General features: G+C 70.7%; 18 protein-coding genes and 1 pseudogene. 1 reads left to right on the top strand and 18 read right to left on the bottom strand.

Annotated features, from left to right (window positions below; genetic code table 11):
• Positions 1-17 precede the first annotated feature (17 nt).
• On the bottom strand, positions 18-956 hold the full coding sequence (gene rpsB / locus OG766_RS25795; protein WP_266383873.1) for a 30S ribosomal protein S2: 939 nt from the start codon (positions 954-956) through the stop codon (positions 18-20).
• Positions 957-1,215: 259 nt separating this feature from the next.
• On the opposite strand from rpsB, the pseudogene OG766_RS25790 reads away from it, so the two are divergent.
• Positions 1,216-1,602, top strand: a pseudogene (locus OG766_RS25790) (peptidoglycan DD-metalloendopeptidase family protein); the annotation flags it as partial.
• Between the two features lie 340 nt (positions 1,603-1,942).
• Here the strand turns inward: OG766_RS25790 and OG766_RS25785 are convergent.
• The 17 genes from OG766_RS25785 to rpsP all read right to left on the bottom strand — a co-directional run bounded on the left by OG766_RS25785 (position 1,943) and on the right by rpsP (position 15,350).
• Positions 1,943-2,503 (bottom strand): TetR/AcrR family transcriptional regulator, encoded by a 561-nt coding sequence (locus OG766_RS25785; RefSeq protein ID WP_266384502.1) that lies wholly within the window; start codon positions 2,501-2,503, stop codon positions 1,943-1,945.
• A gap of 95 nt (positions 2,504-2,598) precedes the next feature.
• Positions 2,599-3,435, bottom strand: a complete 837-nt coding sequence (gene whiG / locus OG766_RS25780) for an RNA polymerase sigma factor WhiG (protein WP_266383870.1) — start codon at positions 3,433-3,435, stop codon at positions 2,599-2,601.
• Between the two features lie 255 nt (positions 3,436-3,690).
• On the bottom strand, positions 3,691-4,857 hold the full coding sequence (gene dprA / locus OG766_RS25775; RefSeq protein ID WP_328726291.1) for a DNA-processing protein DprA: 1,167 nt from the start codon (positions 4,855-4,857) through the stop codon (positions 3,691-3,693).
• A 28-nt stretch (positions 4,858-4,885) separates the two neighbouring features.
• Positions 4,886-6,511, bottom strand: a complete 1,626-nt coding sequence (locus tag OG766_RS25770) for a YifB family Mg chelatase-like AAA ATPase (protein ID WP_328726290.1) — start codon at positions 6,509-6,511, stop codon at positions 4,886-4,888.
• Positions 6,511-6,891, bottom strand: coding sequence for a YraN family protein (locus tag OG766_RS25765; RefSeq protein ID WP_328726289.1), 381 nt, complete (start codon positions 6,889-6,891; stop codon positions 6,511-6,513). The genes OG766_RS25770 and OG766_RS25765 overlap by 1 nt, the downstream gene beginning before the upstream one ends.
• A gap of 167 nt (positions 6,892-7,058) precedes the next feature.
• Positions 7,059-7,367, bottom strand: a complete 309-nt coding sequence (locus tag OG766_RS25760) for a DUF2469 domain-containing protein (RefSeq protein ID WP_003965949.1) — start codon at positions 7,365-7,367, stop codon at positions 7,059-7,061.
• A gap of 55 nt (positions 7,368-7,422) precedes the next feature.
• A complete protein-coding gene (locus tag OG766_RS25755; protein ID WP_443045537.1) occupies positions 7,423-7,962 on the bottom strand; it encodes an NUDIX hydrolase in 540 nt (179 codons plus the stop codon).
• On the bottom strand, positions 7,955-8,704 hold the full coding sequence (gene lepB, locus OG766_RS25750) for a signal peptidase I (protein WP_266383859.1): 750 nt from the start codon (positions 8,702-8,704) through the stop codon (positions 7,955-7,957). Before lepB (OG766_RS25750) ends, OG766_RS25755 begins: the two co-directional genes overlap by 8 nt.
• A 50-nt stretch (positions 8,705-8,754) precedes the next feature.
• Positions 8,755-9,669: a signal peptidase I gene (lepB, locus tag OG766_RS25745; RefSeq protein ID WP_443045536.1), complete on the bottom strand. Its 915-nt coding sequence runs from the start codon at positions 9,667-9,669 to the stop codon at positions 8,755-8,757.
• Positions 9,670-10,060: 391 nt separating this feature from the next.
• Positions 10,061-10,900, bottom strand: a complete 840-nt coding sequence (lepB, locus tag OG766_RS25740; protein ID WP_328726288.1) for a signal peptidase I — start codon at positions 10,898-10,900, stop codon at positions 10,061-10,063.
• Positions 10,854-11,876: a signal peptidase I gene (gene lepB, locus OG766_RS25735; RefSeq protein ID WP_266383853.1), complete on the bottom strand. Its 1,023-nt coding sequence runs from the start codon at positions 11,874-11,876 to the stop codon at positions 10,854-10,856. Before lepB (OG766_RS25735) ends, lepB (OG766_RS25740) begins: the two co-directional genes overlap by 47 nt.
• On the bottom strand, positions 11,869-12,654 hold the full coding sequence (gene lepB, locus OG766_RS25730) for a signal peptidase I (protein ID WP_266383851.1): 786 nt from the start codon (positions 12,652-12,654) through the stop codon (positions 11,869-11,871). The genes lepB (OG766_RS25735) and lepB (OG766_RS25730) overlap by 8 nt, the downstream gene beginning before the upstream one ends.
• 72 nt (positions 12,655-12,726) lie before the next feature.
• Positions 12,727-13,077 (bottom strand): 50S ribosomal protein L19, encoded by a 351-nt coding sequence (rplS, locus tag OG766_RS25725; protein WP_266383848.1) that lies wholly within the window; start codon positions 13,075-13,077, stop codon positions 12,727-12,729.
• Positions 13,078-13,206: 129 nt separating this feature from the next.
• Positions 13,207-14,028, bottom strand: a complete 822-nt coding sequence (gene trmD, locus OG766_RS25720; RefSeq protein WP_266383845.1) for a tRNA (guanosine(37)-N1)-methyltransferase TrmD — start codon at positions 14,026-14,028, stop codon at positions 13,207-13,209.
• Positions 14,028-14,585 carry a ribosome maturation factor RimM gene (gene rimM / locus OG766_RS25715; protein WP_266383842.1) on the bottom strand — a complete coding sequence of 186 codons (558 nt, stop codon included), beginning with the start codon at positions 14,583-14,585 and terminating at the stop codon, positions 14,028-14,030. Before rimM ends, trmD begins: the two co-directional genes overlap by 1 nt.
• A 79-nt stretch (positions 14,586-14,664) precedes the next feature.
• Entirely contained in the window at positions 14,665-14,904 is a 240-nt protein-coding gene (locus tag OG766_RS25710; protein ID WP_266383839.1) for an RNA-binding protein, read from the bottom strand.
• Positions 14,905-14,906: 2 nt separating this feature from the next.
• The gene (gene rpsP / locus OG766_RS25705) at positions 14,907-15,350 is read right to left on the bottom strand and encodes a 30S ribosomal protein S16 (RefSeq protein ID WP_266383836.1); all 444 of its coding nucleotides are present in this window, start codon (positions 15,348-15,350) and stop codon (positions 14,907-14,909) included.
• Positions 15,351-15,528 lie beyond the last annotated feature (178 nt).

The raw sequence follows: 15,528 nt of genomic DNA, 5'->3' as shown, positions 1-15,528 counted from the left end.
ACATCCGAACCTGGGTGTCAGGCCTGCTCGGCGTCCGCAGCCGGAGCCTCGGCCGGAGCCTCGGCGGGGGCCTCGGCAGCAGCCTCGGCCGGCTTCTCGGCCTCGGCGGCCGGGGTGCCCTCGGCGGCCGGGGTCTCGTCGGCCGGGGTCTCGTCGGCCGGGGTCTCGTCGGCCTTCTTCTCGCCCTCGAGCAGGTCGCGCTCCCACTCGGCCAGCGGCTCGCCCGCGGCCTTGTCGCCCGGCTTCGAGTCGCCGGTCGCGACGCCGGAGCGGGCGATGAGGCCCTCGGCGACGGCGTCGGCGATCACGCGGGTGAGCAGGGTGACGGAGCGGATCGCGTCGTCGTTGCCCGGGATCTTGTAGTCGACCTCGTCGGGGTCGCAGTTGGTGTCGAGGATCGCGACGACCGGGATGTGGAGCTTGCGCGCCTCACCGACGGCGATGTGCTCCTTCTTGGTGTCGACGATCCAGACGGCGCTCGGCACCTTCTGCATCTCGCGGATACCACCGAGGGTCTTCTCCAGCTTGGTCTTCTCGCGGGAGAGGACCAGGAGCTCCTTCTTGGTGAGGCCGGAGGCGGCCACGTCCTCGAAGTCGATCGCCTCGAGCTCCTTCAGACGCTGAAGGCGCTTGTAGACGGTGGAGAAGTTGGTGAGCATGCCGCCGAGCCAGCGCTGGTTGACGTAGGGCATGCCGACGCGGGTCGCCTGCTCGGCGATGGCTTCCTGCGCCTGCTTCTTGGTACCGACGAACATGATGGAGCCGCCGTGGGCGACGGTCTCCTTGACGAACTCGTAGGCGCGGTCGATGTACGACAGCGACTGGAGCAGGTCGATGATGTAGATGCCGTTGCGCTCGGTGAAGATGAAGCGCTTCATCTTCGGGTTCCAGCGACGGGTCTGGTGACCGAAGTGGACGCCGCTCTCCAGCAGCTCCCGCATCGTGACGACGGCCATGGCCGTATCTCCTTGAGTTTTCTCGGTTATGTCCTGACGCCCCGACGCGCCGTGCCACAAGGGACCGAGGAGCGCGGCCACCGACCGCGAACGAGGGTGGTGGCGGGGCGTGCGAAGTCGACCCGGTGACCCGGATCGCCAGAAGAAGTGTACGGGACCGCCGCGGTGCCGGGTGACGGCGCTGTCCACAACCGGCCGGTTGTCCACAGATCCGGACCATGATCAGCGTGGATGGGCGGTTTGAGGGACCGTCTGAGTCATGAATCGCGTACGGGTCGTGACGATCGCGCTGGCGGCCGTGCTGCTGGTGCTGCTGCCGGGTGGGGCGGCATGGGCGGCGGACTGGCCGGTGGGTCCGCCGCGCCCCGCGGTGGTCCGGGGCTGGGAGCCGCCGGCCTCGGCATATGGGCGGGGCCACCGCGGTGTCGACCTGGCGGCGCCTGCGGGTACGGAAGTGCGTGCGGCGGCGCCGGGGCGGGTGTCCTTCGCGGGGGCGGTGGCAGGGCGCGGGGTGCTCTCGATCGCCCTGACGGGCACGGGTGACCCTCCGCTGCGCACCACCTATGAGCCGGTGCGCCCGCTGGTCCCGCCGGGGACCGAGGTGGCCGAGAACCAGGTGGTGGCCGTTCTGGCGGACGGGCCCTCGCACTGCCCGCAGGGGTGTCTGCACTGGGGTCTGCGCCGCGGCGAGCAGTACCTCGACCCGCTGTCGTTGCTCCCTCCGGCGGCCCTGCGCCGGGGGCCGTCCCGGCTGCTGCCCGTCTTCGGGGTGCCGGTGCCGCACGGAGCTCCCGCCGGCCCGGCCGCGGCGTCGGCGGTCGTGGCTCGGGCGGGCATGGCGGATGGGGACCCGGTCCAGGCACTGGTGCTCGCCGTGGCCGCGGCCTGGTCGCACAGGGCGCTGCGGCGTCCGCGAGCCTGTCCGGACGGGACGGATCAGCTCCGCGTGGCGGCCGGGACGGCTGGGGCGGGTGGGACGGGCAGGCTCAGTCGCCCAGGACGCCACGCAGCGCCATCGAGACCGCGGCCTCGGAGATGGCGGAGGGGTCCTCGGCCGCACCGAGCTCGATGCGCCGGACCGCGGCGTCCACGACGCCCTGGAGGAGCATGGCGGCCAACCGCGGCTGCTGATGGCCCAGTTCCCCGAGCGCCTCCACGATCATCGCGACGAGCCCGCCGTGCGCTGCGCGGATCTTCTCCCTGGCGCCGTCGTCCAGCTCGCTCGCGGAGATCGCGACGACGGCCCGGTGGCGCCGGTCGCCGACCAGTTCCAGCTGCTGGCGCACATACGCCTCGACCTTGCCCTCGGGCGTCTCGGCCCCCTCCATGGCGGCCTCGACCTCGGCCGCCCAGACCGGGAAGTCGACGGCGCAGAGCTCTTCGACGACCGCGGCGCGGGAGCGGAAGTACTCGTACACCGAGGACCTGGCGAGGCCCGTGCGCTCGGCGAGGGCGGGGAAGGTCAGCGCCTCCGTACCACCTTCGGACAGCAGGGAACGCGCGGCGTCCAGCAGGGCGCCTCGCTGCATGGTCCGGTGCTCGGCCACGGAGGCCGCTCGAATCCTGGGCACGCGCCTACTCTACGACCGGGGCGCCATCCGGGGGTGGGGCAGGGAAGGACTCCCCGGCGTCGCGCAGGGCGTCATCGGCCGACGTCGGCCAGCTTCGCCCTGAGCTGCAGCACCGACTTGGTGTGGATCTGACTGACCCGGCTCTCGGTGACGCCCAGGACGTTGCCGATCTCGGCCAGGGTGAGGCCCTCGTAGTAGTAGAGGGTGACGACGGTCTTCTCACGGTCGGGGAGGGTGTTGATGGCGCGGGCGAGCAGCCGGCGCAGCTCGCGGCCCTCGGCGACCTCGACCGGGTCGTCGGCAGCGGTGTCCTCCAGCGTGTCCATCAGACTGAGCCGGTCGCCGCCCTCGCCGCCGACGTGGAGCAGCTCTTCCAGCGCCACGACGTTCGCCAGGGACAACTGGCTGAAGACGGAGTGCAGTTCCTCCAGCGAGATGCCCATCTCCGAGGCGACCTCGCCCTCCGAGGGGGTCCGCCGCAGTTGCGCCTCCAGCGTGGCGTAGGCGCGCTCCACATTGCGCGCCTTCTGCCGCACGGATCGGGGGATCCAGTCCAGCGCCCGGAGTTCGTCGATCATGGCGCCCCGGATGCGGGTGATCGCGTACGTCTCGAACTTGATCGAGCGCTCGATGTCGAACTTCTCGATCGCGTCGATGAGGCCGAAGACTCCGGAGGAGACGAAGTCCGCCTGCTCGACGTTGGACGGCAGCCCGACGCTCACCCGGCCCGCGACGTACTTCACCAGCGGTGAGTAGTGCAGGATCAGCTGCTCCCGCAACCTGCCGTCGCCCGTGGTCTTGTAGGACCGCCACAGCTCTTCGAGCGACGACGGCGCGGGCGGCCGCACGGTGCCACGGGCGGCGGGGGGCACTGCCGCGTGGTCAGACCCGGAGGTGTGCTGGGGCATGCGTTGCCTTGAGCCGTTCTGCTGTGGAGTGTGTAGGGACGGGTTGTCTGTGCCGATGGCTGGGCGGTGAACCTGGTGAGCGTAGCGTGACTGAAGGATTGCGGTGCGCGAACAGCGGCGTATCGCGCCTCCGCGGGTATGTACCGTCGGCCACACCTTCGAACGAGGGCCGACGCCGAACGCGCCGGCCCTCCCGGTGTCACCGAGTGGGCCGCGAGGGTCATCGGCATCACCTTTTCACCCGAATGCGCCAGGTCAAGTACCGCCTCGCCGTGCGTTCGACCCCGGTGTCGCGGCCGTCGCCAACTGCCAGTGATCGCCGTGCCGTTCGACGAAACCCAGCGAGTGCAGTTCGTACAGCCTGGCGAGCGCCTCGTCGGGTGTGGTCCCGGCCCGCCGGGCGAGATCGGGCCCGCCGAGGGCGCCTCTGGCCGGGAGGGCGTCCAGGATCCGTGCGCAGCCGGGGCGGAGAAGGTCCCTCGGGAGCACGGGTCCCCGGCGCGCCGGGGCGAGGTCCCCGATGTCGCCGACCAGCTCGACCACTTCGTCGGCGTCGGTGACCAGCACGGCCTCCGCCCGCAGCAGTTCATGCACTCCCGCGGAGAGTCCGCTGGTCACCGGGCCCGGGACGCCCATGGTGAAGCGGCCGAGGCGCTGCGCGGCGCGGGCGGTGACCAGCGAACCGCTCCGGTATTCGGCCTCCACGACGACCGTGCCCCGGGTCAGGGCCGCGATCACCCTGTTCCGCGTCACGAATCTGCCGCGGGTCGGATGGGCGCCGGGCGGCAACTCGGCGATCACCAGCCCCTGTTCCACGATGCGGCCGACCAACTCCGCATGGGCCCGTGGATAGACGACGTCGACACCGCAGGCCAGCACCGCGACCGTCGCACCACCCGCGGCCAGCGCACCCCGGTGGGCCGCGCCGTCGACCCCGTGGGCCGCGCCGGAGACGACGACCCAGCCGCGCTCGGCGAGGCCCGTGCCGAGGCTCGAGGCGATATGGGCGCCGTACGGGGTGCAGGCTCTGGCGCCCACCACCGCGACCGAACGCAGCGCCCATATCCGCAGGTCGGGGCGTCCCCGCACCCAGAGCCCGACCGGTCTCGCCTCCCCCAGGTCGTCCAGCTGTCCCGGCCATTCCGGGTCGCCCGGGCAGAGGAAACGGCCGCCGGCCGCCGCCACCGTGTCGAGGTCGCGCTCCGGGCAGGCCGCCGCCGCCCGGATCCGATAGCCCTCGACGCGCCGCTCCCCCGCTCCCGGCAGCGTGCCTTCGGGCAGCGCCGGAGCGGTGAGCCGTGCCATCAGCTCCACGGCCCCATGGCGCGCGAGCCACCTCCCCGCGCGCTCATCACCCGGTTCGACGACCCGCGTCAACGCCGCACGTGCCATCCGCTCCTCGTCACTCACTCCCGCCGTCATGTCCCGCCCTCCGGCCACGCGCTCCCGCTCACCGCTCGGCTCCGATGCCCACCGGGACGCCCCTGGCGATGCCCGTGCGCAGTTCCAGGGCCAGGTCCACGTCCTGGGCGGTGGGCCGGGCGCGGCCCGCGAGGTCGGCGATCGTCCAGGCCACGCGGAGCACGCGGTCCAGGCCACGGGCGGTGAGCAGCCCCCGCTCCATGTCCCGCTCGGCCGCGGCGAGCGCGCCCGGGGCCACCTGCCAGCGGGTACGCAGCTCGTGCCCGGGCACCTCGCTGTTGACGCTCCACGGTGTGCCGTCGAGCCGGTCGGCCGCTCTGGCTCTCGCCTCGCCGACCCGGGCGGCGACGGCCGCGGAGGTTTCCCCTCGTGCGCCCTGTCCCATCAGGTCTGCCCGGTTGACCGGCTCCACCTGGACGCGCAGGTCGACCCGGTCGAGCAGGGGTCCGGACAGCCGGGCCTGGTAGCGCCGGATCAGCGAGGCGGGGCAGTCGCATCCGGAGCCGTGCAGGGTGTGCCGGCCACAGGGGCAGGGGTTGGCCGCCAGCACCATGAGGAAGCGGGCGGGCAGCCGGACCACTCCCGCGCTGCGCGCGACGACCACATGCCCGGATTCGAGCGGCTGGCGGAGCGCGTCGAGCGCCTTGCCGGAGAACTCGGGGGCCTCGTCGAGGAACAGGACACCGCGGTGCGCCAGGGACACCGCTCCGGGTCTCGCCAGACCCTGGCCGCCGCCGACGAGGGACTGCATCGTCGCCGAATGGTGCGGGGCGCAGTACGGCGGCGTACGCACCAGGGGCTCGCCGGGCGGCAGGATGCCCGCGACCGAATGGACGGCGGTGACCTCCAGGGACTCCTGCCGGGTCAGCGGCGGCAGCACGGCCGGCAGCCGCTCCGCCAGCATGGTCTTGCCGGCGCCCGGCGGTCCCTGGAGCAGCAGGTGGTGGCTCCCGGCCGCCGCGACCTCCAGAGCGGTGCGCGCGACATACTGCCCGGCCACGTCCGCGAGGTCGGGCCAGGGCCCCTCGCCGCGACCCGCTCCGGCGGCGAGCCCCGTGCCGACCCCGGCGCCGGGCACCATCAGTCCGGCCAGCATGGCGTCCGGCCGGCCCGCGCCGTCGGGCTCCTCCTCGGGCACGGGCTCGTCATTGAGCACGGCGATGAGCTGGCGCAGGCTCCGCACCCCGAGGACCGAGACGCCGGGCACGAGCGAGGCCTCGCCGGCGGTCCGCTCCGGAACGACCACCTGCTCGTAGCCGGCCTCGGCCGCGGCGAGGACCGCGGGAAGCACCCCGCGCACGGGCCGCACCCTGCCGTCGAGACCGAGCTCGCCGACGAGCACCAGATCGGCGATCGCCCTCGGGTCGATACGCTCCGCCGCTCCCAGCACCGCGCAGGCGACGGCGAGATCGAAGCCGCTGCCGCTCTTGGGCACGGAGGCGGGGCTGAGGCCGACCGTGAGCTTCTTCTGCGGCCATTCCGCGTCCGAGTTGACGACGGCCGCCCTGACCCGGTCCCGGCTCTCCACCAGGCTCTTGTCGGGCAGTCCGACCAGGGTGAAGGCCGCCACCCCCGGCTCCAGGTCGGCCTGGACCTCGACGACGACGCCCTCGACGCCCACGAGCGCCACCGAGCACGTACGCGCGAATCCCATCAGGCCACCCCCTGCGCATGCTCGACCTGGGGCGCGCCGCGCCGGGGCAGGACCACCCCGATCAGATCGATCCGCACGCCGCCCGGGGGTGGTGGTCCGCCGTACCGCTCCAGCCAGCAGGCCGCCAGCTGTCTGAGCCGGTCCGCCTTGGCGGGTGTGATCGCTGCCATCGAGTGCTCGAAGGGCTCCCGCCCTCCTGGCCCGCCTCTGCGGGTCTTGACCTCGCAGACGACCATCGTCTCGCCGTCCCGGGCGACGATGTCGATCTCGCCGGTCCGCCCGCACCGCCAGTTCCGTGCCAGAACGGCCATTCCGGCTTCGGCGAGCCGGCGGGCCGCCAGCTCCTCGCCGTACCGCCCCAGTGCCCCCGTCGCGTTCATCTCGGCACCACCTCCGGCACCGACTGTGCCGCGCGCGGACCGAGCGAATGGATCTTGGTGGACAACCGACCGATTGTGGATAACTCCGTCACCCACACGAGCGAGACGGCTCAGCCTCCACACACCGCTCAGCCCTCACCCGCGTCACCCGGCGGGAGTGCGAAGGCTCAGCCTCCCGGAAGCTCCAGGTCGCTCTTGTTCAGCTCCTCGATGTTCACGTCCTTGAACGTGAGCACCCGGACCTGCTTGACGAACCTGGCCGGCCTGTACATGTCCCAGACCCAGGCATCCGCCATCGAGACCTCGAAGAAGACCTCACCCTGCACCGAGTGCACCTGCATCTCGTAGTCGTTGGTGAGATAGAAACGACGCTCGGTCTCGATCACGTATTTGAACAGACCGACGACGTCGCGGTACTCCCGGTAGAGCTTCAGCTCCATCTCGGTCTCGTACTTCTCGAGGTCCTCGGCGCTCATGGCATGTTCCCCTTCAGCCGTGCGTCCCCCTATTGTGCGCCAGCCCCGTACGTCCCTAGACGATTTCCCGGGCCAGAACCACCGGTGCACTCGGAGGACCCTCGACGAGCAGCGTGCGCAGCAGCTCGGCGAGTCTGGTCGGGTACACCGTCTCACGCGCCGCCGACAGTTCGGCGGAGGTCCACCACCTCAGGCCCGCTACGCTGCGCCGCTCCAGCCACGTCAGGCCGGTGAGGCTCGTGGCCGTCTGCCGGGTACGTGCCAGGTAGTACCACTCGTCCTGGTCCCAGCGCCGCCCGTCGAACGGGAACGAGCACTCGCGCTGCCAGATCACCGGCCCCAGCTCGACGTCTGTGATTCCCGTCTCCTCGGCCACCTCGCGCAGCGCGGCCTCCGCGCGGGTCTCCGCGCCCTCGACCCCGCCACCGGGCGTGAACCACCAGTCGTCGGCCGGATCGTCCGGCTCGAAGCCGTGCAGCAGAAGAATGCGGTCCCGGGGATCGAGGAGCACCACCCGGGCGACCCGGCGCAGCTCCCGCCCGGGCTCACCCCTGGCGTCACGGGAGGCAGGGCCCTCCCGCTGCTCCTCAGACACCCGCGGTGACCCTGCTGCGGGCGGCGGGCTTCTTCCCGCGGCCGAGCGCCCGCGCGAGCGGCCCGTACGCAGCGCCGCCCAGGATCAGCACGGCGCCGATCACCACGGCCCCGATCACCAGCCGGATGGGCCCTGGCTGCGAGATCCCGCCGGGCAGCTCCGCGAAGCTCCGCGGTCGCTCCACCAGCCCCTCCATCGGCCAGGCGACGGCGTCCAGCCGGGCGCTGACGGCCTCACGCGGCACGGAGCCCTGCGCCGTGTCCTGCAGATGCGAACGGGAGTCCAGGGAGCCCATGCGCTCGTCGCCGAGGAGGAAGAGGTGCCCCTTGGGCACGGTGACGGTGAATCCGGTCGGCGAGGCCGGCCCCTCGCCCCGCAGATACGGTTCTTCGACCGCTTGTCCGTCGACGCTCATCCGGCCGCCGGCATCGCAGCACGCGATCTTGTCGCCGCCGACGCCGACCACCCGCTTCACCATCGGGGCGTCGCCCCACACCTTGTCGGTGAAGACGACGACATCACCGCGCCGCACCTCGGAACCGTCGATCCGCTGTGCCAGCACCCGGTCGCCGGGCTTCACGGTCGGGGACATCGAGTCGGTGGGCACCGTGTACGGCTGGTAGATCAGTGCCCCCCAGACGAACCCACCGAGGAAGAGCACACAGCCCACAGCCACGGCCAGCCCCGACAGCACGCTGCCGCGCCGGCCGTGGCCGCTTTCCGTACGTCCTGTTCCGCTCATCCCAGCGCTCCCCACCTCGGAGACCGACGATCGCTGATCCGAGCGGCACCCTACCCGGCGGTACGGTCGCTCGTCAGCCTCCGCCTGCGCCAGAGCACGAACGGCACCGCCCCGGCGAGGCCGATCGCACCGGGCGCCACGGCCGCCGCGGCCCCCAGACCAGGCTGGTCATAGGTGTCCGGAACCGGCAGCGTCGCCCAGCGGTCGACCGGCCAGGCCACCACCACGGCCCGCCCCACGACATCGTCGACCGGCACGAAGCCCTTGTTCGCGTCCTCGGTGTGATAGCGGGAGTCCCGGGAGTTCTGGCGGTGGTCGCCCATCACCCAGATCTTGCCGTCCGGCACCTTGAACGGTCCGAAGGGCATGTCGTCGCAGGGAGTGTCACCGGGATAGATGTACGGCTCGTCCAACGCCGTCCCATTGACCCTCACCGGACCACCCTTACGGCACTCCACCGTGTCACCACCGACCGCGATCGTCCGCTTGATCAGATCCTTCTCCTCGGACGACGGCATCAGACCGATGAAGCTCAGGAACTTCTGCACCACATTCGGCTCAGGAGTCGGCTCCCCGTCCAGCCAGCCACCCGGATCATGGAACACCACCACCTCACCACGCTCCGGCTCCCCACCGAACCACGGCGTCAACTTGTCCACCAACACCCGGTCACCACGCTGCAACGTGTCCTGCATCGAATCCGACGGAATCGAAAACGCCTGCACCAGAAACGTCTTGATCAACAACGCCAGCACCAACGCGATGCCGATCAGCAGCGGCAACTCCTTCCAGAAGGAGCGCGGCTTCCTCGCCGTCCTGTCGCCCCCGTCCGCGGCGTGCGCGCTCTCGGGCGCTTCCGGATCCTGTCTCTCGCCCGCAGTGCTGGAGGCAGATTCGGCGGACTGCTCGGGCCTCTGCTCGGGCTCTCCATGTCCAGATCGTGCACCGACGGCCACGTCGCTCACATCCGCTCCTCACTCAGCGTCAACGCCTGCCCTCTGGGCCCCGCCAATCACGGGCCCACTACCGAACAACGAGCGGGAGTTCCGCAGGGCTACTGCCGTTCTCCGATCGCCTTCCCGCCGACGGGCGCCGACGCTCCGGCCCGCCCGTCACCGACGAACGCCCCCCGGTTCGGTCGGCGTGCTCGCCGAGTGGACCGAGGGGCGGTTCAAGTGCCTTCCGGTACCGGCGAGCGGCACCGAATCCATCATCGCGCATACCGGATGGCCCGAGCGACCGGGCCGCCTCCGGGCCGGCCGGGCCGCGAGCCGAGCCGCGAGCCGAGCCGCGAGCCGGGCTCAGCCGATGGCGGCTTTGATGGAGCAACAGCTCGTGACCGACCGTCAGTCGCCTTTACGGGCGGGATCCAGGGCCTCCCGGCCTCCGCCTGCGCCAGAGCACGATCGGCACCGCCCCGGCGAGGCCGATCGCACCGGGCGCCACGGCCGCCGCGGCCCCCAGACCAGGCTGCTCGAAGGTGTCCGCAACCGGCAGCGTCGCCCAGCGGTCGACCGGCCAGGCCACCACCACGGCCCGCCCCACGACATCGTCGACCGGCACGAAACCGTCGTGTGCCAGCTGCTGGTTGTAGCGCGAATCCTGCGAGTTCTGGCGGTGGTCGCCCATCACCCAGATCTTGCCGTCCGGCACCTTGAACGGTCCGAAGGGCATGTCGTCGCAGGGAGTGTCACCGGGATAGATGTACGGCTCGTCCAACGCCGTCCCATTGACCCTCACCGGACCACCCTTACGGCACTCCACCGTGTCACCACCGACCGCGATCGTCCGCTTGATCAGATCCTTCTCCTCGGACGACGGCATCAGACCGATGAAGCTCAGGAACTTCTGCACCACATTCGGCTCAGGAGTCGGCTCCCCGTCCAGCCAGCCACCCGGATCATGGAACACCACCACCTCACCACGCTCCGGCTCCCCACCGAACCACGGCGTCAACTTGTCCACCAACACCCGGTCACCACGCTGCAACGTGTCCTGCATCGAATCCGACGGAATCGAGAACGCCTGCACCAGAAACGTCTTGATCAACAACGCCAGCACCAACGCGATGCCGATCAGCAGCGGCAACTCCTTCCAGAAGGAGCGGTGCCCCCGGGCACCACCCCCCTGCGGGCGGGCCCCGTCCGGATCAGTGTCTTCGGGTTCTTCGTGTCCGGATCGCGCGTCGACCGCCACGTCCCCCACATTCACTCCTCGCTCCGTGCCGCGCCCCGTGCCGGAGACGATGCAGGCCCACCGCCCCCAGGGCGAGCGGGAGTTCCGCAGAGCCCGGGAGCTGGATCATTCCGTTCGGATCCTGACTGGACACACTATGCGACGGGCCGTGCGCGACGGTCGCACCACCACGGGTATCGGGCACCGACGCGTACGTCTCGCGCTCCTCCAGCCCGCGCCAGTGGCCGAGCGGCCAGGCGATCACCACGGCCCGCCCCACGACCTCGTCCATGGACACCGTGCCGTCGTACTCCTCGTCCAGATGAGCCCGCGAGTCGGCCGAGTTGGAGCGGTGGTCGCCCATCACGAAGATGCGTCCGGCCGCGACCCGTACCTCGAACCTCAGGGTCGAGGGGGCGTTGCCGGGGTGGAGATAGGGCTCGTTCAGCGGTACGCCGTTGACCGTGACCCGGCCGTCCTGGTCGCAGCACTTGACGGTGTCCCCGCCGACCGCGACGACCCGCTTGATCAGGTCCTGCTCGTCGTCGGACGGGAGCAGACCGATGAAGGTCAGCGCCTCCTTGACCTGCTTGACGACGACCGGATCGTCCTGCTGGGGGGCCTGTTCCTCCTGGAGCCAGCCGCCGGGGTCCTTGAAGACGACCACGTCTCCGCGCTCCGGCTGGGAGCCGAACCACGGCGTCAGCTTGTCCACCAGCACCCGGTCGTCGATCCGGATCGTCTGTTCCATCGAGCCGGAGGGGATCACGAACGCCTGGACGAGGAAGGTCTTGAGGACCAGCGCGATCAGCAGCGCCACGGTGATGAGGAGCGGGATCTCCTTGACGGCGGACCGCTGACGCCGGCGTTTCACCTTCTTCGCGAGCTTGCGCCGCTCCGCACGACCCGGGAGCGTCCGGCCGCCGTTCGTCGGACGGGTGCCGGTCGGCAGCCGGGTGTCGGAGCGGTGGCTCGCACGGCGTCCGCGGTTACCCATGGGCGCCGTCCGGTGCGGCCACACGGTCGAAGGCGCCGGTCGGGCGCAGCACGGACCAGCGGCCGGCCGGCCAGCCGATCCAGTCGGCGCGGCCGATCACGTTGTCCAGGGGCACCATTCCGCCTCCCGGCTCGCCCAAGTGGTCGCGGGAGTCACGGGACTTGCTGCGGTGGTCACCCATGACCCACAGGGTGCCCTGGGGTACGACGATGTCGAAGCGGACCTGGGACGGGGCATCACCGGCGTACAGATAGCGCTCGTCGACCGGTACGCCGTTCACCTCGAGTCTCCCCCTCTTGTCGCAGCAGACCACGCGGTCGCCGCCCACCCCCACCACACGTTTGACGAAATCGGTCTCGGACGGTTCCGCGAGGCCGACGGAGGCGAACGCCTCCCTCGTCAGTGCACTGACCGGATTCTCCCGCACACCCTCCTGCACGAAGGATCCGGTGCCGTCGAACACGACCACGTCCCCGCGCCGGGGCTCGGAACCGAAGCGGTACGCCAGCTTGTTCACCAGCACCCGGTCACCGACCTCCAGGGCAGGCTCCATGGAGGTGCTGGGGATCAGGAACGGCTGCACCACGAAGTGGCTGAGCAGCAGCAGGAACACGGCGCAGACGCCGCCGAGCAGACCGGTCCGCCGCCAGGAAAGCCAGGAGAGCCAGGAGAGCCACCGGGATACGCGCACGGAGCGCGACCGCTCTTCGACCCCGGACCGTTCGGTCTCGGATGCGGAAGAGCGGTCGCGCTCCGTGTGCTGTGCTTCGGTGTCCATTGGGGCCAGATGCTATCCGGCCGCCGTAAGAACCGTATGAGGCCGCAGCAGGGCGCGGGTGTGAGCCGGAGCTCAGTTCTCGCGCTTCTCCTTGATCTTCGCAGCCTTGCCGCGCAGCTCACGCAGGTAGTAGAGCTTGGCGCGACGGACGTCACCGCGCGTGACGAGCTCGATCTTCTCGAAGATCGGGCTGTGCACCGGGAAGGTGCGCTCGACGCCGACGGAGAAGGAGACCTTGCGGACGGTGAAGGTCTCGCTGACGCCAGAGCCCTGGCGGCGGATGACGACACCCTTGAACTGCTGGATACGGGAGCGGTTGCCCTCGATGACGCGAACGTGGACGTTCACGGTGTCACCGGGACGGAAGGCGGGGAGGTCGGTCCGCAGCGAGGCGGAGTTGACCACATCGAGCACGTGCGACATGTTCGTCTGCTTTCTTCACCGATGCCACAGGTCATCAGCGGTATCTGGAGATGAGATGGGAGCCGCGGCGTCGGAGCGGGCGTCGTGTCCCCCTGTGGCAGGGGCGCACGCCGGACGTACGGCAGCGGCCTATTCTTCCACGGCCTCCGGCCTGCGCCAAAATCGGCCGTCGGGCGAGGGTGCCCAGCCCAGGATGGAGAGGATCTCCCGGTCCTTCTTGTCGAACGCCGACGGGTCGCAGCGCTCGATGAGGTCGGGCCGGTTCAGCACCGTGCGGCGGAACGCCTCGTCCCGCCGCCATCGCGCGATCCTGCCGTGGTGCCCGCTGAGCAGGACGTCGGGGATGCCGTGGCCGCGCCAGACCGGGGGCTTGGTGTAGACGGGCCCCTCCAGGAGGTTGGCCATGGCGCCGGGCGCGAAGGAGTCGTCGCGGTGCGATTCGGCGTTCCCGAGGACGCCCGGCAGCAGCCGCGCCACGGCCTCCGTGACGACCAGGACGGCCGCCTCGCCGCCGGCGAGCACGTAGTCCCCGATGGAGACCTCGTACACCGGTATCCGGGTGGCGTACTCGTCCATGACCCGGCGGTCGATGCCCTCGTAGCGGGCAGGGGTGAAGATCAGCCAGGGCCGCTCGGACAGCTCGACCGCGAGCTCCTGGGTGAACGGGCGGCCGCTGGGGGTCGGCACGACGAGCGCGGGCGCGTGCGCGCCCGACTCGTATCCGGCGGCGAGGGTGTCGTCCAGTGCGTCGCCCCAGGGCTCGGTCTTCATGACCATGCCGGGGCCGCCGCCGTACGGGGTGTCGTCGACAGTGCTGTGCCGGTCGTACGTCCACCGGCGCAGGTCGTGCACATGGACGTCGAGCTGTCCGCGTGCCCGCGCCTTGCCGACCAGCGAGACGTTCAGCGGTTCCAGGTACTCGGGGAAGATCGTGACGACGTCGAGCCGCATCAGGCGCCTTCCCCGGCGTCGTCGTCCCGCGACGACGCGATCTCCGCCCGGTCGTCGATGAGTCCGGGCGGCGGGTCGATGACGGCCTTCTGCTCGTCGAGATCGATCTCGGTGACGATCTCCTCGACGAACGGGATCATCACCTCGCTGCCGTCGGGGCGCTCGACGATGAAGAGGTCCTGCGAGGGCAGATGGGAGATCTCGATGATCCGGCCGACCTCGGTCCCGTCGGCGAGCACCACGTCCAGGTCCATCAGCTGGTGGTCGTAGAACTCGTCGGGTTCGTCCGGCCGCTCGTCCGGGTCGACCTCGGCGATCAGCAGGGTGTTGCGCAGCGCCTCGGCACCGTTGCGGTCCCTCACGCCCTCGAAACGCAGCAGCAGACGGCCGCTGTGCACCCGCCCCGTCTCGATGGTCAGCGGTCCGGCGGAGGCCGGTTCGGTGGCCAGCACGGCTCCGGGGCCGAGCCTCAGCTCCGGCTCGTCCGTACGTACCTCGACGGTGACCTCGCCCTTGATGCCGTGGGCTCGGCCGATCCGTGCGACTACCAACTGCACGCTTGATGCTCCTGTCATACGACGACGGGCCGGGGCGGGCCGGTAGGCCCTCCCCGGCCCACGCCGGTTTTCGAACGAGTCAGCGGACCTGGTCCACGTCGACGAGGTCGACACGGATACCACGGCCGCCGATGGCGCCCACGACGGTGCGCAGGGCGCGAGCGGTGCGGCCGTTGCGGCCGATCACCTTACCGAGATCGTCGGGGTGCACCCGAACTTCGAGCACCTGGCCGCGCCGCAGATTGCGGGAGGCCACCTGCACGTCTTCGGGGTTGTCGACGATGCCCTTCACGAGGTGCTCGAGAGCCTCCTCGAGCATGCTCAGGCCTCGGTCGACTCGGCGGGAGCGGCCTCGGCCTCGTCCGCCTTCTTCTCGGTCTTCTTCGACTTCTGGGTGATGGCGTCACCCTTGGCGTCGTCGCCCTCGATGGCCTTGGCGAAGTCGTCGAAGGAACGACGCTTGTCTTCCTTCGTCGCCGGGGCCAGCAGCGGCTTCTCCGGGGCGGGCAGGCCCTTGTGCTTCTGCCAGTCACCGGTGAGCTTGAGGATCGCGAGCACCGGCTCGGTCGGCTGGGCGCCGACGGACAGCCAGTACTGGGCACGCTCCGAGTCGACCTCGATACGCGACGGGTTGTACGTCGGGTGGTACAGACCGATCTCCTCGATGGCCCGGCCGTCACGGCGGGTACGGGAGTCGGCGACGACGATGCGGTAGTGAGGCGAACGGATCTTGCCCAGACGCTTCAGCTTGATCTTGACTGCCACGGGAGTGGGTTCTCCTGGATTTGACGTGGTTGGGCACAACGAGATGCCGCGTGGGGTTGCGGTACCCGATGGCCCGATGGACGCGTCAGCCGGAGGAGAGAGGGGTCCTATGCGACTGTCGAGTACAGCTAGACATTGTGCCACACGGATCCGGACCGGCGGGCCCGAGGCCGTGGGA

Source organism: Streptomyces sp. NBC_00259 (assembly GCF_036181745.1).
Taxonomy (GTDB): Bacteria; Actinomycetota; Actinomycetes; order Streptomycetales; family Streptomycetaceae; genus Streptomyces; species Streptomyces pratisoli.
The sequence above is the reverse complement of the archived record's forward strand: the minus strand, read 5'-3'. Positions and strand labels throughout refer to the sequence as shown.